Here is a 17168-nt window from a genome sequence, read left to right as displayed (position 1 = left end):
GTCCTGAAAGCCTGGCGCACGAAGAGGGAGCCGGCCCGTGAAGGCCGGCTCCCTCTTCGTATGTCGTCGGTCAGTCCGGGTCCGACACGGTGACCGCCGCGCCCGGGCAGCATGCGGCCACGTCCTCGGCCGACTCGATGTCATCGGCATCGGTGAGATCGCCCCGCACCGGCTCGCCCCGGCCCTCCTCCGTGAGCCGGAAAAGGGCCGGATGCATGGCGGCGCACAGCCCGGAGGCCACACACGCCTCCTGGTCGACCCGAAGCATCGCCATGAGGTCGCCCTCCGGGCGGCGGGCGTTCACCGCTTTCCTTCGCCGTGCAGCTGGACCGGGAACGACTTGATGCTGCGCACCAGCCACATCTCGTCGTAGCGCAGCTCCTCGGCGGGCACCGCGAGGTTCATGTCGGGGAAACGCCGCATGATCGCGGGAATGGCGACCCCCGCCTCCAGCCGGGCGAGGGCGGCCCCCATGCAGTTGTGCAGGCCGTGCCCCAGCCCCACGTGGCGCGGGCCGGTACGGGTGATGTCGAGCTTGTCGGCGTCCGGCCAGCGGCGCGGATCCCGGTTGGCCGATCCGACCGCGGGTATCACCGGCGCACCCGCGGGCAGCGTGACCCCCGCGAACTCCAGGTCCTCCTTGGCGAACCGGAAGAAGCCGACCGCCACACCGCCGTTGAAGCGCAGGAACTCCTCGACGGCCGTGTCCTTGAGCTCGGGCCGCTCCAGGAGCAGTCTGCGCTGGTCGGGCCGCTCCAGCAGGGACAGGATGGACGTCCCGATCAGGTTCCGGGTGGTGTCGAGGCCGGCCATGATCAATACGGCGATCATGGCCACGAGCTCGGTCTCGTCGAGCCGGTCCTCGCCGTCCCGGGCCTCGATCAGCGCGGACGCCAGATCGTCCGCGGGGTTGCGACGCTTGTGGGCGATGAGTCCGCGACCGTACTCCGCGATCTCCTCGAACGCCCGCTGGTTGGCGCCCTCGTCCTCCGGATCGGTGTGGAAGGCGCGCTCGATGGCGTGGATCATCTCGTTGAAGCGATCGAGCGGGAAGCCGAGGATGTTGCCCATCAGCGCCGCCGGGATGGCACCCGCGTAGTCCATGACATCGGGCCGGTCCTGCTTCTCGAGCCGATCGAGCTCCGCCTCGACGACCGCGTGGGTCGGCTCCTCCCATTCCGCGACGCGCCGCGGCGTGAAGGTGCTCATCGCCAGTCGGCGCACCCGCGTGTGGTCCGGCGGATCGAGCATCGTGATGATCCGCTCGATCGCCGTGCCCCTGCCCACCGCCATCCCGCCGTCGACGAACTCCTTGCTCGCCCAGGACGGGTTGGTGCTGAAACGAGGATCGCCGAGGAGTTTCTGCACATCGTCGAAGCGGGTGGCTATCCACAGGGGTATGTCGCCGACGGGAAAGTGGAACTGGTGCATCGGGGAGTTCTCGCGAAGCCATTCCAGCGTCGGATACGGGTTCTGGTAGTAGTCGAACCCGAAGAGTTCGCTGGGCGGCGCTGATGTCGTCATGGAGGACCCTTTCAACTGGGTTGGAGACGTAGTGGTGACTCACGGGAAACTGGTGCGCGGCAACGCGGCACGCGTCGACCTGCCCAGTTCACGGGCCAGTGAGTGAAGGCGCACGGAGGCGTCCACGGCGGAGGGGTTCTCGGCGAGGACGAGGACCAGACACTCCAGGACGAGCGCCGAGACCAGGGCCCGGTGACCGGCCGACAGCTCCGCCGGGCCGCCGCCGACGGCGAACAGCACCCTGCGGGCCTCTCGGGAGAGGGCGGCCCGCAGGGTGCCGTCATGCAGTTCCGCCGTGGTGAGGGCGCGGGCGAGAGACGCCTCGAACGCGGTCAGCACGGCGGTGGGGAAGGGGGCGGCAGGCTCCGTGCCCGGGCCGCGGCCGTCGGCGGGCGCGTGTCCCGCGGAGAAACGGCCCGTGGGCGGGCGGCCGGCCGCGGTACGGCCGCGCTGTGCCGTCGCCCGGGCGAGGCCCTCGTTGAGCGCCTCGGTGAACCAGCGGCCCGCGGCGGCCGCGTCCACCATGCCGAGGCTGTCAGCTGTTTCGATGTCGGTGTGCATGGCTGCTCAGCCCCCGAGCGGAAGGTCGGTGGATCTCAGTGGCGGGGCGCGGTGTGCTGGAACCGGCCGCCGAAGAAGAGCAGTCCGGCGTCGGCCGAGCCGCTGCGGGCGCCGACCACGTCCCCGATGAATATCGAGTGGTCGCCCGAGTCATGGGACTCGGACAGCTCGCATTCCAGCCAGGCCAGCGCGCCCCGCAGCAACGGCGCCCGGGTCAGCGGGCCGGGCTCCCAGTCCACCCCGTCGAACTGCTCGGCGCCCAGGGGCCGGTTCTTGTCGGCGAAGTGACGTGCCAGCCCTTCGTGCCGGGCGCTCAGCACCGAGACGCCGAAGCGCCGCTCGGCAGTGATCGCCTTGTGCATCACCGCGCTGTGGGACACACAGCACAGCACACTGGGCGGGGTGAGGGAGACGGAGCTGAAGGCGTTGGCGGTCATCGCGTGGATGTTGTCGCCGCCGACGCTCAGCACGACGACACCGGTCGCGAACCGCGACATCGCCTCGCGCAGTTCGTCCGGCGTCGCCCGCAGCGCCTCGGCGCCCTGCGCGGCGGTGGGGGAACTCATCCTGGAACCTCCGAGCTCAGTTGGCATACGAGTAGAAGCCGTGTGCGGTCTTCCGGCCGAGCATGCCGCCCTCCACCATGCGGACCAGCAGCGACGGCGGCGCGTACAGCGGTTCCTTGAACTCCTCGTACAGCGAGTCCGCGATCGAGGCGACGACGTCGAGTCCGATCAGGTCCGCGAGCCGCAGCGGGCCCATCGGGTGGGAGCAGCCCAGCTGCATGGCCCGGTCGATGACCTCGGGCGTGGCGAAACCCGACTCCACCATGCGCACGGCGGCCAACAGGTAGGGGATCAGCAGGGCGTTGACGACGAAGCCGGCCCGGTCCTCGGTCCGGACGACCTGCTTGCCGAGCACCTCCGTCACAAAGCGTTCGGTGCGGTCGCGGACGTCGTCGTCGGTCAGCAGCGACCCCGTCAGCTCCACCAGCGGGAGCACGGGCACCGGGCTGAAGAAGTGGACCCCGACCACCCGCTGCGGGCTGCCGGTGGAACGCCCCAGCCGCATGATGGGGATGGAGGAGGTGTTGGAGGCCAGGATCGCCTCCGGGTCCTTGACGATGCTGTCGAGGCGGGCGAACAGCTCGACCTTGGTGCTCTCGTCCTCGCGCACGGACTCGACGACGAACTGCCGGTCGGCCAGCTCGTCGAGGTCCGACGTCAGGGTGATGGCGGCCAGGGCGGCGTCCCGCTCGTCCGCCGCCAGCTTCCCCTTGGCCACGGCACGGTCGAGCGAGGCCTCGATACGGCGCCGGCCCGGGGCGATCGACTCCGGACGCGAGACCACCACGGTCACGTCCAGGCCCGCCTTCGCGCAGATCTCCGCTATTCCGGCGCCCATCTGGCCGCAGCCGACGACCCCCACCCGGTGGATGTCCGGCGCGCTCGGCACAGTCGTGGTCATGCTGTCACTCCCCAGCGAATCAGTCCGGCGCCCATCGACATGCCGCCGCCGAAACCCGCGAGCAGCACGATGTCGCCGTCGTTGAGATGGCCTTGCCGCACCGCCGCGTCGAGCGTCACGGCGACGGCGGCGTTACCGGGATTTCCGTACCGGTCCAGAGTCCGGTGGGTCATGGCGGTCTCCAGGCCGGAGCGCGCCACGATCTGCGCGAGCATGACCCCGTTGGGCTGGTGCGGCACGAAGTGGTCGATCCGGTCACGGGGCACCCCCGTGCGCCGGCACAGCGTCTCCACCAGACCCGGGAAGTTCTCCAGGACGAAGTCCCGCACGGCCCGGCCCTCCATGCGGAAGAAGTGGGACCCCTCCCGCACGGTCCGCTCCGACGCAGGCAGCCGGCTGCCGCCCGCCTCGACCCGGATCAGCCGGTGGGCGTCACCCCGGCTGGCCAGCTCCACACCGAGGAACCCACGAGAGTCCTCGACCTCGCCGAGCACGGCCGCACCCGCGCCGTCCGCCATCAGCACGGCCGTACGCCGGTCCGTGAAGTCCAGGATCCGCGAGTACACATCGGCGCCGACGACCAGTGCCCGGCCCCCCGGCCGCCCGGCCAGCAGCCGGCGCGCGACCTCCAGGGCGTACACGAAGCCGGTGCAGACGACGTTGATGTCGAAGCAGACCGCGGCACGGGCGTCCAGGCCACGCTGGACGTGGTACGCCGTCGGCGGCTGCGGGGAGTCCGGCGTGGACGTGGACACGATGAGGTAGTCGATCTCCGCCGCGGTCACCCCCGCCGCCTCCAGCGCGCGTTCGGCGGCCCGCACCGCCAGGTCCGAGGTGGCCTCGTGGGGCGCGGCGAAACGGCGGGCGGTGATGTGGGTGCGCTCCTCGATCCACTGCGGGGTGACGCCCACCCGGGCGGCGATCTCGGCGTTGCCGACCTCGTCCTTGGGCAGATAGGAGCCCGTGCCCAGGATCCCGATGGGCCGCTCGTCCATCACAGGCTCCGCAGCGGGTTGAGCGCGTCGGCGCCGATCTTCTCCCGCAGCTGCGGATCGGTGACCCCGAGGCCCTCGTGGGGCGCCTGGCACAGCACCGCCACCTTGCCCAGGTGCTGGTTGGTCTGCACGAGCCGGGCCGCCTCGCCCACCTCGTCCAGGCCGTACACCGACGACAGCACGGGGGAGATCTTCCCGAGCGCGACCAGCCGGTTCAGCTCCGCCTGCTCCTGGAGGTTCGCGGCGTGACTGCCCACGATCCGCTTGGAGTTCATCCACAGGTAGCGGTTGTCGTAGACGTGCTGGTAGCCGGTGCTTGAGCCGCAGGTGACCACGGTCCCGCCGCGGCGTACGACGAACACCGAGACGCCGAACGTGGCGCGGCCGATGTAGTCGAACGCGACGGCGGGATCCTCGCCGACCTCGCGGCGGATGATCCGCCCGAGGCGCTTGCCCTGCTCGATGGTCTCCTCGGGGGTCGTCGCCTCGCCCAGACCGATCTCGGCCCGGTTGACGATCACCTCGCAGCCCAGGGCGCGCAGCGCCTTCGCCTTGTGCTCGGAACTGACCACACCGACCGGGATCCCCCCGGCCTGCCTGACCAGTTGCACCGCGAACGCCCCGAGGCCGCCGGTCGCACCCCAGATCAGCACCACGTCGCCGAGCTTGATCCGGGCGCCCCTGTCGCTGATCAGCATGCGGTAGGAGGTGGCCGCGGTGAGCAGCACCCCGGCCGACTCCTCCCAGGTCAGATGGCCCGGCTTGGGCAGCAGCTGGCTGGCCTTGACCACGGTGTACCGGGCGAGGCCGCCGAAGTTCGTCTCGTATCCCCAGATGCGCTGTTCCTCGCCCAGCATGGCGTCGGCGTGGGTGGCGGGCTCGTGGTCGTCCACCTGGACGCAGGAGACGACGACATGGGCGCCCGGCCGCCAGCGCCGCACCGCGGCGCCGGCCCGGACCACGACACCGGAGGCGTCCGAGCCGATCACCTGGTACGGCAGGTCGTGCCGGGCGGCGTAACCGCCCTGGCGGCCGTAGCGCTCCAGGAACCGGAAGGTCGGCACCGGCTCGAAGGTGGCCGACCACACCGTGTTGTAGTTGATCGCGCCGGCCATCACCGCCACCAGCACCTCGTCCGGCGCCAGTTCCGGCATGGCCACCGGGCCGACCCGTATCGACCGGCGTACGTCCTTGTCCTGCGCTCCCTCGAACATGCCGACGTCCTCGGCGCGCAGATGGGCGGCGTCGAAGTGGTCCGGCAGCTTCTCGCGCGCGAGTACCTCCCCCGGAGCACCCGAAAGGAGAGCCTCGGTCAGAGAATCCATCGTGATCCGTTCTCGTGAGATGTGGGCCCGCGGGGGCGTCGGTCCAGGGGGTGGCCGCTAGGCGTTCGGGTCCTGCATCACCGGACGGTCGATCGCCATGATCCACTTGCCGTTCGCGTCCCGTACGAGGACGTCCGTGCACCGGCCGTCGAGCTTCTCCGGGGTGCCGTCGGCGCCGACGGTCTCCACCGAGAAGTCCACGATCAGCAGCATCGTGTCGCCGGTCCGGTAGGTCTGCCGCACCTTGGCGGTCAGCTTCGGTCCGGTGGCGAGGAACTCGGTGATGGCCTGGGTGCGGGCGGAGCCGGTCAGGGTCCGGCCGGTGAGGTTGGAGATCGCGTCCGACCGGTACAGCTGGTCGAAGATGGCGCCCTCACCGGAGTTGAAGGCGTCGGTGAACACGTCGTTCTGCTGGTGCGGGTCGTCGGTGAGGGTGAGGTCCAGGGCCTGGCTCATGATCGGGATTCCTCGCTTCCAGGTGGGGGAGGGAACGTCAGATGTCCGTGCCGTAGGGGTTGTCGACGGCGAAGCGCCACTGGCCGTCGGCGCCGCGCCGCAGCACGTCCACCCCGATGCCCTGCTGGCGCTCGGTGCCCTGCGCCGTGGGGATGTCGATCGTCCAGTCCACGGCGAGCAGCGCGGTGTCGGAGATGACGTAGGACTCGAGAATCTCGATCTTCATCACCGGCCGCTGCGCCAGGTATTCCGCGAGACCAGCCCTGCGCTCGGCGCCGCTCACCGGCTTTCCCTTTTCCCAGACGGAAACCGCGTCCTCGGTGTAGAGCCGGTCGACGGCGGCCGCGTCGCCCGAGTTGAAGGCGCGGACATAGTTCTCCGCGTGGGCGAGGACTTCCTTGGTGAGTTCGACGTTGTCGACGGTCATGGCGATACCGCTCCCATTCTCTGAGAATTCGACGCCGGTCGTCGTCGGCGTGGTGGAGACACGGACCTGCGAAAGTGCCGTCACACGGTATGGTCGGCGGTCTCATCAGCCGGTCATCGACCGACCAGGATCCGGTGGTTACCACACCGTTACTGCCTTCTTGAAGCGCCCCTGTAGCTTCCTCAGGCGTTAGGCGGTGGCTGCTTGAATTCCGCTGCCCATTCGGTCCCGGATCCCCCGCCTCTCGGCCGTGGAAGCGGTCCCGTATCCGCCGCTGCCGTGCGGCAGTGAATTGCACCGCGCCCCCCGATCGGAGCATCACGATGATCAACGTTTTTCAGCCCACTCTGGGCGCTGAGGAACTCGAGGCCGTTTCAGAAGTGTTCGCCGCGAACTGGCTGGGACACGGCCCCAGGACCAAGGAGTTCGAGGCGCTTTTCGCCGAGCACCTGGGCGTCTCCCCGGACCACACGATCTTCATCAACGCCGCCACGGCCGGACTGTTCCTCGCCACCGAACTCCTCGGCCTCGGGCCCGGCGACGAGGTCGTGCTGCCCTCGGTGAGCTTCGTGGCCGCCGCCAACGCCGTCGCGGCCACCGGTGCGCGCCCGGTCTTCTGCGACGTCGACCCGCGCACCCTCAACCCGACGCCGGCCCACGTCGAGAGCGCGCTGACCGCCCGCACCAAGGCGGTGCTCCTGCTGCACTACGGCGGTCTGCCCGGCGAGGTGGCGGCCATCGCCGAGCTGTGCCGCTCCCGTGGCGTCCCGCTGATCGAGGACGCCGCGTGCGCCGTCGCCTCCGGGGCCGACGGGACCAGCTGCGGCACCTTCGGCGACCTCGGGGTGTGGAGCTTCGACGCCATGAAGGTCCTGGTCACCGGGGACGGCGGCATGCTGTACGTGCGCGACGCCGAACTCGCCCGCAAGGCCCGCCGGTTGGCGTACCACGGCCTGGACAACAAGGCCACCGGCTTCGCCAAGGCCAAGGTGTCCGACCGCTGGTGGGACCTGGAGGTCAGGGAGTTCGGCCGCCGGCTGATCGGCAACGACCTGACCGCGGCCATCGGCACCGTGCAACTGCGCCGCCTGCCCGCCTTCGTCGCCCGGCGCCAGGAGATCTCCCGGCTCTACGACCGGCTGCTGGCCGGCACCGAGGGCGTCGTACTGCCGCCCGCCCTCCCGGACGGACACCACAGCACGCACTACTTCTACTGGGTGCAGATGGACCCGGCGATCCGTGACCAGGTCGCCGCCGACCTGCTGGCCCGCGGCATCTACACCACCTTCCGCTACCCGCCGCTGCACAAGGTGCCCGCCTACGGCTCCGGACCCCTGGACCTCCCCGGCGTCGAAGCGGCCTCCGAGACCACGCTGCTGCTCCCCCTGCACCAGGGCCTGGACGACTCCGAGGTGCGCACCGTCGCGGACGAGCTGCGCAAGGCGGTCGAGCACCGCCTGGCCGCGGCCGGCCACTGACGCGGCCCGCGAGAAGGAAGGCGGACCGGCCCGTGCGCATCTCCGAAACAGCGGTTCCCGGGGCGTACGTCATCACCCCCCACCAACTCGTCGACGAACGCGGCGTGTTCTTCGAGCACTTCCGAGCCGAACTGCTCGCCGAGACGCTGGGACATCCCTTCGTCCCCCGGCAGATCAACTACTCCGTCTCCCGCCGCAACACCCTGCGCGGCATCCACAGCGTGGCCATCCCGCCGGGACAGGCCAAATACGTCACCTGTGTCCGCGGGGCACTGCGCGACATCGTCGTGGACCTGCGCGTGGGCTCACCGGCATTCGGCAGCTACGAGACCACCGTCCTGGACGCGGAATCGGGACGCGGTCTCTACATTCCGGAAGGCGTGGGGCACGGATTCCTCGCCCTCACCGACGACACCTGCATCTGCTACGTCCTGTCCAGCGAGCATGTGCCCGGCACCCAGATCGACATCAACCCCCTCGACCCCGATCTCGCCCTGCCCTGGGGTTTCGACGAACCACCGGTGATGTCCCAGAAGGACGCGCACGCCCCCGGCGTCGCGGAGGCCGAAGCGGCCGGAGTTCTCGCCAAGTGGCCGGAAGCGACACAAGGCACCCCATCCATCGCCGTAAGGAATTCACTGACATGAAGGCTCTGGTGCTGTCGGGCGGGTCGGGTACGCGCCTGCGCCCCTTCAGTTATTCGATGCCCAAACAACTCATTCCCGTCGCCAACAAACCGGTCCTGGAGCATGTGCTGGAGAGCATCCGCGACCTGGGCGTGACCGACATCGGGATCATCGTCGGAGACCGGGCCTCCGACATCGGCCGGGTCCTCGGTGACGGCACCCGCTTCGGCGCCCGCATCACCTACATCCGCCAGGACGAGCCGCTGGGGCTCGCGCACTGCGTGCGCCTGGCGCGGTCGTTCCTCGGCGAGGACGACTTCGTCATGTACCTCGGCGACAACATGCTGCCCGAGGGCATCGAGGAGATCGCCGCCGACTTCCACAAGCATGGCCCGGCCGCACAGGTCGTGGTGCGCAAGGTCTCCGACCCGCGGGCGTTCGGCGTCGCCGAACTGGGCCCGGACGGCAGCGTGGTGCGCCTCGTGGAGAAGCCCGAGCGGCCCGCGAGCGACCTCGCCCTGGTCGGCGTGTACTTCTTCACCCCCGCCATCCACGAGGCCGTCGACGCCATCGAGCCCAGCGCGCGCGGCGAACTGGAGATCACCGACGCCATCCAGTGGCTGGTCACCCAGGGCGCCGACGTCCGAGCCGGCGAGTACGCCGGCTACTGGAAGGACACCGGCCGCGCCGAGGACGTACTGGAGTGCAACCGCTGGCTGCTGGCCCGGCTCGCCCCGCGCATCGCCGGGGACGTCGACGCCACCAGCGAGATCGTCGGCCCCGTCGTCGTCGAGGCCGGGGCCCGCGTCGTACGTTCCCGCATCGTGGGTCCGGCGATCATCGGCGCGCACACCGTCGTCGAGGACAGCCACATCGGGCCGGACAGCGCCGTCGGCGAGCACTGCCTGCTGCGCGCCACCCGGCTGGCCGACTCCATCGTCATGGCGGGCGCCACCATCACCCAGGTCCCCGGGCTGGCCGGATCCCTGATCGGGCGGGCCGCCACCGTCGGCCCCAGCGCCCATGTCGACGCCCACCACCGACTGGTCGTCGGCGACCACACCCGCGTGGAGGTGGCCGCATGAGAGTCCTGGTCACCGGCGGTGCCGGCTTCATCGGCTCGCACTACGTACGCACCATGCTCGCGGGCGGCTACGAGGGCTACGAGGACGCTCACGTCACCGTCCTGGACAAGCTCACCTACGCCGGCAACCGCGAGAACATCCCCCTCGGGCACCCGCTGCTCGACCTGGTCGTCGGCGACATCTGCGACCGGGACCTGCTGCTCGAACTGCTGCCCGGGCACGACGCGGTCGTCCACTTCGCCGCCGAGTCCCACGTCGACCGCTCCCTGGCGTCCGCCGACGCCTTCATCCGCACCAACGTCCTGGGCACCCAGGTGCTCCTGGAGGCCTGTCTGAGCTCCGGGGTGCAGCGGGTGGTGCACGTGTCCACCGACGAGGTCTACGGCACGATCGAGCACGGCTCGTGGACCGAGGACCGGCCGCTGCTGCCCAACTCGCCCTACGCCGCGTCCAAGGCGGCCTCCGACCTGATCGCCCGGGCGTTCTGGCGCTCCCACGGCCTGGACCTGTCCATCACCCGCTGCTCCAACAACTACGGCCCGCACCAGCACCCCGAGAAGCTGATCCCGCTGTTCATCACCAACCTCCTGGAGGGCGAACAGGTCCCGGTGTACGGCGACGGCCTCAACATCCGCGAGTGGCTGCACGTCGACGACCACTCCCGCGCCATCCAGCTGGTCCTCACCCGCGGCCGGTCCGGCGAGATCTACAACGTGGGCGGCGGCAACGAGCGCACCAACCTGGCCGTGACCGAGCAGCTGATCGAACTGGTCGGCGTCGACGGCTCCTGGATCCGCTACGTCCCCGACCGCAAGGGACACGACCAGCGCTACTCGCTGGACGAGACCAAGATCCGCGAGGAGCTGGGCTACGCACCCGGCGTCGACTTCGACCAGGGCCTGGCGGACACGGTCGCCTGGTACCGGGACAACGCCCACTGGTGGAAGGCGTCCAAGCACCGGAGCAACGAGCCACCTAGGGGCGAGCGCGAGGAGCGCACCACGGCTGCGCGCTCCGGAGAGGGGACGCGATGACCACCACGACCCTCCTGCGCCCGCGCGTCGACACCACCCTGGCCGCCCGGTTCGCCCGGTCCGCGGCCGCCACCGGCGCCGGCGCCGCCATGCCCACCGGGGCCTTCGCCGCATGGCTCGAACAGCGTGCGGCGGCGCACCGGTTCCGCGTGGACCGCATCCCCTTCGCGGAGCTCGACGGCTGGTCGTTCCGCGACGACTTCGGGACGCTCGGCCACCGCAGCGGCAAGTTCTTCACCGTCGAGGGGATCTCGGTCACCGTCGGCCCCGAGCCGGGCCTGCGCTGGCGGCAGCCCATCATCAACCAGCCGGAGGTCGGGATCCTCGGCATCCTCGCCAAGGAGTTCGACGGGGTACTGCACTTCCTGATGCAGGCCAAGATGGAGCCGGGCAACCCGAACCTGCTCCAGCTCTCGCCCACCGTCCAGGCCACCCGCAGCAACTACACCAAGGTCCACCGGGGCGCGGACGTGAAGTACATCGACCACTTCGTCCGGCCCGGTCGCGGCCGGGTCCTCGCCGATGTGCTGCAGTCCGAACACGGCGCCTGGTTCCTGCGCAAGTCCAACCGGAACATGATCGTCGAGACGGACGAGGACGTGCCCGTCGACGAGGACTTCTGCTGGCTCACCCTGGGACAGATCGGCGAACTCCTGCACCGCGACAACGTGGTGAACATGGACGCCCGCACCGTGCTGGCCTGCGCCCCCACGGAACCCGCCGAGCACGGCGCGCTGAGTTCCGACACCGAGGTCAGGTCCTGGTTCACGGCGGAACGCTCCCGGCACGACGTACGCGTGGACCGCGTACCGCTGACCCAGGTCACCGACTGGATCCGCACACCCACCCGCATCGAGCACGTCGGACAGCGGTACTTCAGCGTGGTCGCCGTCTCGGTACAGGCGGACAACCGGGAGGTGACCAGCTGGACCCAGCCGCTGATCGAACCCTGTGCGCGCGGCGTGGTCGCCTTCGTGACACGCCGGTTCGAAGGCGTCCCGCACGTCCTGGTCCACGCCCGGGTCGAGGGCGGCTTCCTCGACACCGTCGAACTGGCCCCCACCGTCCAGTACATCCCGGCCAACTACGCCCACCGCGGCGCCGGCCGGCGTCCCCCCTTCCTCGACTTCGTACAGTCCGCCGACCCCTCGCGCGTCTCGTACGAGGCCGTGCACTCCGAGGAGGGCGGCCGCTTCCTCAACGCGGAGAGCCGCTACCTGTTCGTGGCGGCGGACCCGGACCAGGCCCCGGACGACCCGCCGCCCGGCTACCGCTGGGTGACGCCCGGACAGCTCAACTCCCTGGTGTGCCACGGGCGTTACGTCAACGTCCAGGCACGGACACTGCTCGCCGCGCTCAACTGCGGGGCTGCGCGGATCTGACGCGGGGCTGCTTGAGGACCTCGGTCACGGCCGAGATGCTGTGGTCGCCGTGGCCCGCCTCGACGGCTCGTCTCAGCAGTTCGTGGAACGGCTTGTGCCACTCCATGTCGAGGCCGGCCTCCCTCGCGAGTTCCTCGTCGTGCGCCGAGCCGGCCACGAACAGGTTCACCGAGGACGCGGGCTCGGTGTAGTCGCCGGCATCGATCTCCTGCGCGAACACCGGCAGCACCGAGTTGATCATCTCGAACCACTTGACGCTGAACCGGACCATGCTGGCGGCCGTCAACCCGCGCGCCTGCAGGGCCGCGGCGCCCTGGAAGAAGCCGACGAGTGCGGGCAGCAGCGTGCCGCCCACCGCCATCTCGTACAGGGCCGCCAGGTCGGGCTCGTCACCGAGGAACACCGTGTCGCCGCCCAGCACCCGGAGCGTCGATGCGAACTCGTCGAAGGCGCCCTTGTCACCGCCGTAGTACAGGAGAGTGTCCTCGGCCCCCACGGCCGAGGGCACGTTCTTGACGGCGCCGGCCAGAAACCGGGCGCCGTGCCCCAGCGCCCAGGTCGCCATGGAGCGGGCCCCGGCGGGGGATCCGCTGTTCAAGGTGACCAGGGTCCGCCCCGTCAGCAGCGGCTCGGCGGGCGCCAGTGCCGCGCGGGTGTCGTCGAACGTGGTCAGGCAGGTGACGACCAGTGAGCCGGCGGCCACCGCGTCCCCGACGGCCTCGGCGTGTACCGCGCCCATGTCCACCAGGGGCGCGGCCTTCGATGCCGTTCGGTTCCACACGGTGGTCGGGTGTCCCGCTTTGACGAACGCTTCGGCGAGCGCCGCACCCATCGAGCCCAGGCCGATGACGGTCACAGCGGTGCGGTTGTCCATGGTTGCTCCCTGAGGTCGGATGGCACGATCGTCGGCGACCGGACCAGGGCACTCCAGCGCTCGTCACCTTGTTTGTCACTTACGCGATTACCTCGCAGTGGACGGCTACTGAGTTCGTCTCCGTAACGTCGTCCGAGTCCCGATTCGAGGAACGAGGGTTGAGACATCACCATGCGCTACACCCATCTGGGCCGGACCGCCCTCAAAGTCAGCGAGATATGCCTGGGCACCCTGAACCTGGGCGTCAGGGCGAGCGACGAGGAGAGCCACGCCATCCTCGACACCGCGCTGGACCATGGCGTGAACTTCCTCGACACCGCCAACCAGTACGGCTGGCAGAAACACAAGGGCTTCACGGAGGAGTTCCTCGGGTCCTGGTTCGCCCGCGGCGGCGGCCGGCGCGAGAAGGTCGTCCTCGGCACCAAGGTCGCCAACCCCATGAGTGACTGGCCCAACGACTCCGGGCTCTCGGCACGCCACATCATCGCCTCCTGCGAGGCGTCGCTACGACGGCTGCGCACCGACTGGATCGACCTGTTCCAGATGCACCACATCGACCGGCACGCCCCCTGGGAGGAGGTGTGGCAGGCGATGGACACCCTCACCCAGCAGGGGAAGGTGCGCTACGTCGGCTCCTCCAACTTCGCCGGATGGCACATCGCCGAGGCCCAGGAGGCCGCCGCACGCCGCCAGTTCCTCGGCATCGTCTCCGAGCAGAGCGTGTACAACCTCGTCACCCGCCACGTCGAACTGGAGGTGATACCGGCCTGTCAACGCTACGGCGTGGCCGTACTGGCGTGGTCACCCCTGCACGGCGGGCTGCTCGCCGGAGCCCTGCGCAAGCTGGCCGACGGCAGCGCGATGAAGAGCGCCCAGGGCCGTGCCGCCGAGGCCCTGGAGGACCACCGCGAGGCGGTCACGGCGTACGAGAAGCTGTGCGCGGACCTCGGGGCGGACCCCGCCGAGGTGGGCCTCGCCTGGGTGATGTCCCGCCCCGGGGTCACGGCACCGGTGATCGGGCCGCGCAGCGTGGAGCAGTTGGAGGGAGCCCTGCGGGCCACCCGGCTGAGCCTGAGCGACGACGTGCTGCGCACCCTCGACGAGCTCTTCCCGCCGGTGGGAAGGGGCGGCCCGGGGCCGGAGGCATGGGCGCGGTAGCGCATGCCGAAGCGCCGCCGCGGACCGGAAGATCCGCGGCGGCGTTTCGCTGCCCGTCACGGGGCGAGTGTGATCGCCTGCTGAGCGGCACGCAGGCCGGACTCGATCGCGCCCTCGATGTAGGCGCCGTGCCAGCCCTGCGCGATGTCCGCGCCGGCGAACAGGATCCGGCCGTGCGGTTCCTCGATCTGCGGAAACAGGTTCAGCAGCTGGTTCGGCCTGCGCAGCCCCCAGCCGCCGCGCGAGTACCGGTCCCTGCCCCAGTCCATCGTCCGATACCGGATGAGCGAACTGCCCGGGAGGAACTGTCGGACGGCCTTCTGGACGGCCGCCGGGTCCTCGGCGTCGAGGGACGGTCCGCCGAAGGCGACCATCAGGCGCCCGTCCGACAACTGCTGCTGCGGCAGCATCATGCTGATCGGGGAGCCCTCCGGCGTCTGGGCGAACAGTGCCTCGGTCCGGCCACGGACATGGATCCACAGCTTGTTCGAGTGCGGGACGCCGATCCCCTGCCTTGCCGCGGTCGCGTGCGCCGGGGGCAGGCCGGGATGGAAGGCGATGTCCTTCCAGACGTTCGTCGGGGTCGCGACGACCACCAGCGGGGCGGTGTACCGCTTCCCGCCCGAGACCTCCACGGTCACGAGTCCTTTCGACTCGGTGATCCTGGTGACCGCCGACTGCAGCCGTACCTCGGTCCCCGCTTCCTTGAGCATGGCCTTGAGCAGCGAGATCATGCCCCCGGCCGGCTTCTGGTTCATCGACAGGGAGCTCTCGTAGGTCCCGCCGGCGAGCTGGAACCACTGCGCCATCCCGGTCAGGGCGCCGATGGAACTCGGCCCGCCGGAGTACAGGGACGTCTCACTGTTCAGCCGTTGGAACTCCTTGGGGGCCAGGGAGAGCTGGCGGAGCCGGTCGGCGAGGGACAGGCCGTCCACCTTCTGGAGCAGGTCCTTGCGGTGGAGCGGCTCGTAGGGACGCTCGAAGTAGTTCTCGGAGCCCCGGTAGAACTCCGACCACAGCGGGCTCAGTGCCCCGACCGCCTCTTCCGGCGTCAGGCTCTCCAGCCCGTTGTCGCCCGGCAACAGCATGCGCTCCGGGCCGATGTCCGGGGTCGTGGCGATGCCGTAGCGGGTGAGTTCCCGTTGCACGAGCTTTTGCTGCTCGCCCACCCAGCCGCCGCCTATCTCCACCTGCTCACCGGAGAAGGTGTCGGTCCATATTCGGCCGCCGGTGCGGTTCCTCGCTTCGAGGATGAGCGGTTTCAGCCCGCGTGCGGCCAGTTCGCGAGCCACCGTCACACCCGCGTAGCCCGCACCGATGATGAGGGCGTCCGCGGACTCGTCCGCCGCCGCGGAGGATGACTTCGCCGCGTGGGCGGACCAGACGCCGCCTGCCGAGGCGGCGACTACGGCAGCTCCGGCTGCCTTGAGGAGAGGCCGCCGAGCGACACGGCGATGACGTGCGGGTTCGGTTTTGCGAGATTTCACGGAGTTTCCTTGGTGGTTGTTCATCCGTCGCTGATCGGGCTCGGGGCACGAGCCCGCCCCGCACAGCCGCCCGAATCGTCGGACGGCTGCGCGGGGCCCGATCAGAGGTATTCGGTGCCGGGATCAGACCCGAGCAGTACCCGCCCCTGGGCCTCCAATGAGCCGATCGGGGCGAGCAGACCATGCAGGGAGAGCGCCGTGACGTCCCGGTGGACGCGCTGCAGCACCGCGCTTCGCGCGATGGACGAGGCCGGGCTCAGCGTGAGCAGCGCGCCGACGGCGTCCTTCGCGGTCTGTGCCACGAAGGCGAGTTGGCCGCGCACCGTGGCCTTTTCCTCCAGCGTCATCCTCTCCCCGTTGTCCGCGCGTCGCTGCACGGTTTCCAGCAGGGCCCGCTGAAGCCCCGCGCAGGACGCGATCTTGTTGGCGGCCACGGCCACCTGCATCTGGATGTGCGGATGCTCCTTCTGCTCGGACCAGTTCGTGTAGGTGATGCCCTTTCCGGGCAGGCGGGCGATGAATTCATCGAGGGCCGCCTGGCCCAGGCCGATGAACACGGATGCCGTCGTGGCCAGGATGTAGCTGAGCAGGCCGTAGTTGCGGCCGGTGAGGTCCGCGTTCCAGCGGTCCGCCGTGGCGGCCTCGTACACCGACGCGTCGACCACGCGGTGCACGGGGACGAAGACGTCCTTCGCGGTCGAGGTGACGCTGCCGGTGCCGGCGCCGCCGAAGACGTCCCAGTCGTCGCCGACGGTCAGGTCACCGGTGGACACCAGAGGGAACAGCTCCTCGACACGCCCGTCCTCGTGCTCGACCAGGGCGGTGCACACGTTCCAGTGGGCGCCCCGGACACCGGTGTTGAACCGCCAGGACCCGTTCAGGATGTATCCACCCTCGGTCGGGACGAGAGAACCGGAAGGGGTGAAGCCGCCGGAGATCCGTACGCTCCCGTCCGAGAAGACCTCCTCCTGGGCGGCGTCGGGGTACAGGGTGGCCATCCAGGCCGTCGTCACCCAGACCATGGAGACCCATCCGGTCGAGCCGCAGGCCCGCGCCGTCTCGGTGAGCAGGGCAGCCTGCTGCTCGGCGGGCAGATCGAGCCCACCGAATCGCTCGGGTACGGCGGCGCGGAACAGGCCGGCGCTTTCCAGCAGCTCGATGTTCGCCTCTGGTATCCAGTTCTCCTCCTCGGCGCGCACGCCGTTGTCCCGGAGGGTCGGAGCGATTTCCCGAATCGCTTCGAGCACCTTCACGAAATCCTTCTCCGTGGCGACCATTCAGCCCTCTCT

At 70.0% G+C, this 17168-nt stretch carries 18 protein-coding genes; 6 read left to right on the top strand and 12 right to left on the bottom strand.

Annotated elements, in window-relative coordinates; all coding sequences use genetic code 11:
- Positions 1 to 70 precede the first annotated feature (70 nt).
- Genes L0P92_RS45050 through L0P92_RS13760 form a run of 9 tightly spaced genes read right to left on the bottom strand, consistent with a single transcriptional unit; the run spans position 71 to position 6755 of the window.
- Positions 71 to 304 carry a ferredoxin gene (locus tag L0P92_RS45050; RefSeq protein WP_234762892.1) on the bottom strand — a complete coding sequence of 78 codons (234 nt, stop codon included), beginning with the start codon at positions 302 to 304 and terminating at the stop codon, positions 71 to 73.
- Positions 301 to 1524 (bottom strand): cytochrome P450 family protein, encoded by a 1224-nt coding sequence (locus tag L0P92_RS13795; RefSeq protein ID WP_234762891.1) that lies wholly within the window; start codon positions 1522 to 1524, stop codon positions 301 to 303. The genes L0P92_RS45050 and L0P92_RS13795 overlap by 4 nt, the downstream gene beginning before the upstream one ends.
- A 39-nt stretch (positions 1525 to 1563) precedes the next feature.
- Entirely contained in the window at positions 1564 to 2085 is a 522-nt protein-coding gene (locus tag L0P92_RS13790; protein WP_234762890.1) for a hypothetical protein, read from the bottom strand.
- Between the two features lie 35 nt (positions 2086 to 2120).
- Positions 2121 to 2651 carry a flavin reductase family protein gene (locus L0P92_RS13785; RefSeq protein WP_234762889.1) on the bottom strand — a complete coding sequence of 177 codons (531 nt, stop codon included), beginning with the start codon at positions 2649 to 2651 and terminating at the stop codon, positions 2121 to 2123.
- A gap of 16 nt (positions 2652 to 2667) precedes the next feature.
- Positions 2668 to 3552, bottom strand: coding sequence for a 3-hydroxybutyryl-CoA dehydrogenase (locus tag L0P92_RS13780; RefSeq protein ID WP_234762888.1), 885 nt, complete (start codon positions 3550 to 3552; stop codon positions 2668 to 2670).
- Positions 3549 to 4547 carry a 3-oxoacyl-ACP synthase III family protein gene (locus L0P92_RS13775; protein ID WP_234762886.1) on the bottom strand — a complete coding sequence of 333 codons (999 nt, stop codon included), beginning with the start codon at positions 4545 to 4547 and terminating at the stop codon, positions 3549 to 3551. The genes L0P92_RS13780 and L0P92_RS13775 overlap by 4 nt, the downstream gene beginning before the upstream one ends.
- Positions 4547 to 5872 carry a crotonyl-CoA carboxylase/reductase gene (gene ccrA, locus L0P92_RS13770; RefSeq protein WP_234762884.1) on the bottom strand — a complete coding sequence of 442 codons (1326 nt, stop codon included), beginning with the start codon at positions 5870 to 5872 and terminating at the stop codon, positions 4547 to 4549. The genes L0P92_RS13775 and ccrA overlap by 1 nt, the downstream gene beginning before the upstream one ends.
- Positions 5873 to 5929: 57 nt before the next feature.
- Positions 5930 to 6328 carry a YybH family protein gene (locus L0P92_RS13765; RefSeq protein WP_234762882.1) on the bottom strand — a complete coding sequence of 133 codons (399 nt, stop codon included), beginning with the start codon at positions 6326 to 6328 and terminating at the stop codon, positions 5930 to 5932.
- A gap of 37 nt (positions 6329 to 6365) precedes the next feature.
- Positions 6366 to 6755: a YybH family protein gene (locus tag L0P92_RS13760; RefSeq protein WP_234762880.1), complete on the bottom strand. Its 390-nt coding sequence runs from the start codon at positions 6753 to 6755 to the stop codon at positions 6366 to 6368.
- Positions 6756 to 7078: 323 nt separating this feature from the next.
- Here L0P92_RS13760 and L0P92_RS13755 point away from each other — a divergent pair, with 323 nt between their 5' ends.
- Genes L0P92_RS13755 through L0P92_RS13735 form a run of 5 tightly spaced genes read left to right on the top strand, consistent with a single transcriptional unit; the run spans position 7079 to position 12360 of the window.
- On the top strand, positions 7079 to 8233 hold the full coding sequence (locus L0P92_RS13755; protein WP_234762879.1) for a DegT/DnrJ/EryC1/StrS family aminotransferase: 1155 nt from the start codon (positions 7079 to 7081) through the stop codon (positions 8231 to 8233).
- Between the two features lie 32 nt (positions 8234 to 8265).
- Entirely contained in the window at positions 8266 to 8880 is a 615-nt protein-coding gene (locus L0P92_RS13750) for a dTDP-4-dehydrorhamnose 3,5-epimerase family protein (RefSeq protein WP_234762877.1), read from the top strand.
- Complete coding sequence (locus L0P92_RS13745; protein ID WP_234762876.1) at positions 8877 to 9944, top strand: glucose-1-phosphate thymidylyltransferase; 1068 nt, start codon at positions 8877 to 8879, stop codon at positions 9942 to 9944. The genes L0P92_RS13750 and L0P92_RS13745 overlap by 4 nt, the downstream gene beginning before the upstream one ends.
- Positions 9941 to 10978, top strand: a complete 1038-nt coding sequence (rfbB, locus tag L0P92_RS13740; protein WP_234762875.1) for a dTDP-glucose 4,6-dehydratase — start codon at positions 9941 to 9943, stop codon at positions 10976 to 10978. Before L0P92_RS13745 ends, rfbB begins: the two co-directional genes overlap by 4 nt.
- Entirely contained in the window at positions 10975 to 12360 is a 1386-nt protein-coding gene (locus L0P92_RS13735; RefSeq protein WP_234762874.1) for an NDP-hexose 2,3-dehydratase family protein, read from the top strand. Before rfbB ends, L0P92_RS13735 begins: the two co-directional genes overlap by 4 nt.
- On the opposite strand, the gene L0P92_RS13730 is transcribed toward L0P92_RS13735, so the two are convergent.
- A complete protein-coding gene (locus tag L0P92_RS13730) occupies positions 12335 to 13234 on the bottom strand; it encodes an NAD(P)-dependent oxidoreductase (protein ID WP_234762873.1) in 900 nt (299 codons plus the stop codon). The two genes, L0P92_RS13735 and L0P92_RS13730, sit on opposite strands and share 26 nt — an antisense overlap.
- Positions 13235 to 13405: 171 nt before the next feature.
- Between L0P92_RS13730 and L0P92_RS13725 the strand changes: the two genes are divergently transcribed.
- A complete protein-coding gene (locus L0P92_RS13725; protein ID WP_234762872.1) occupies positions 13406 to 14392 on the top strand; it encodes an aldo/keto reductase in 987 nt (328 codons plus the stop codon).
- Positions 14393 to 14448: 56 nt separating this feature from the next.
- Here L0P92_RS13725 and L0P92_RS13720 read toward each other — a convergent pair whose 3' ends face one another.
- Together L0P92_RS13720 and L0P92_RS13715 are read right to left on the bottom strand one after the other, a co-directional pair.
- A complete protein-coding gene (locus tag L0P92_RS13720; protein ID WP_234762871.1) occupies positions 14449 to 15879 on the bottom strand; it encodes a flavin monoamine oxidase family protein in 1431 nt (476 codons plus the stop codon).
- A gap of 101 nt (positions 15880 to 15980) precedes the next feature.
- A complete protein-coding gene (locus tag L0P92_RS13715) occupies positions 15981 to 17156 on the bottom strand; it encodes an acyl-CoA dehydrogenase family protein (RefSeq protein WP_234762870.1) in 1176 nt (391 codons plus the stop codon).
- Positions 17157 to 17168 lie beyond the last annotated feature (12 nt).

It is taken from the genome of Streptomyces muensis (assembly GCF_021474425.1).
Classification (GTDB): domain Bacteria; phylum Actinomycetota; class Actinomycetes; order Streptomycetales; family Streptomycetaceae; genus Streptomyces; species Streptomyces muensis.
This window is presented reverse-complemented; position numbering and strand designations above follow the sequence as displayed.

Coding starts and splice junctions, on each gene's coding strand:
- L0P92_RS13755 (WP_234762879.1), top strand. CDS start 7,079: ATGATCAACGTTTTTCAGCCCACTCTGGGCGCTGAGGAACTCGAGGCC.
- L0P92_RS13715 (WP_234762870.1), bottom strand. CDS start 17,156: ATGGTCGCCACGGAGAAGGATTTCGTGAAGGTGCTCGAAGCGATTCGG.
- L0P92_RS13790 (WP_234762890.1), bottom strand. CDS start 2,085: ATGCACACCGACATCGAAACAGCTGACAGCCTCGGCATGGTGGACGCG.
- rfbB (WP_234762875.1), top strand. CDS start 9,941: ATGAGAGTCCTGGTCACCGGCGGTGCCGGCTTCATCGGCTCGCACTAC.
- L0P92_RS13795 (WP_234762891.1), bottom strand. CDS start 1,524: ATGACGACATCAGCGCCGCCCAGCGAACTCTTCGGGTTCGACTACTAC.
- L0P92_RS13765 (WP_234762882.1), bottom strand. CDS start 6,328: ATGAGCCAGGCCCTGGACCTCACCCTCACCGACGACCCGCACCAGCAG.
- L0P92_RS13730 (WP_234762873.1), bottom strand. CDS start 13,234: ATGGACAACCGCACCGCTGTGACCGTCATCGGCCTGGGCTCGATGGGT.
- L0P92_RS13745 (WP_234762876.1), top strand. CDS start 8,877: ATGAAGGCTCTGGTGCTGTCGGGCGGGTCGGGTACGCGCCTGCGCCCC.
- L0P92_RS13780 (WP_234762888.1), bottom strand. CDS start 3,552: ATGACCACGACTGTGCCGAGCGCGCCGGACATCCACCGGGTGGGGGTC.
- L0P92_RS13725 (WP_234762872.1), top strand. CDS start 13,406: ATGCGCTACACCCATCTGGGCCGGACCGCCCTCAAAGTCAGCGAGATA.
- ccrA (WP_234762884.1), bottom strand. CDS start 5,872: ATGGATTCTCTGACCGAGGCTCTCCTTTCGGGTGCTCCGGGGGAGGTA.
- L0P92_RS13785 (WP_234762889.1), bottom strand. CDS start 2,651: ATGAGTTCCCCCACCGCCGCGCAGGGCGCCGAGGCGCTGCGGGCGACG.
- L0P92_RS13760 (WP_234762880.1), bottom strand. CDS start 6,755: ATGACCGTCGACAACGTCGAACTCACCAAGGAAGTCCTCGCCCACGCG.
- L0P92_RS13775 (WP_234762886.1), bottom strand. CDS start 4,547: ATGGACGAGCGGCCCATCGGGATCCTGGGCACGGGCTCCTATCTGCCC.
- L0P92_RS13735 (WP_234762874.1), top strand. CDS start 10,975: ATGACCACCACGACCCTCCTGCGCCCGCGCGTCGACACCACCCTGGCC.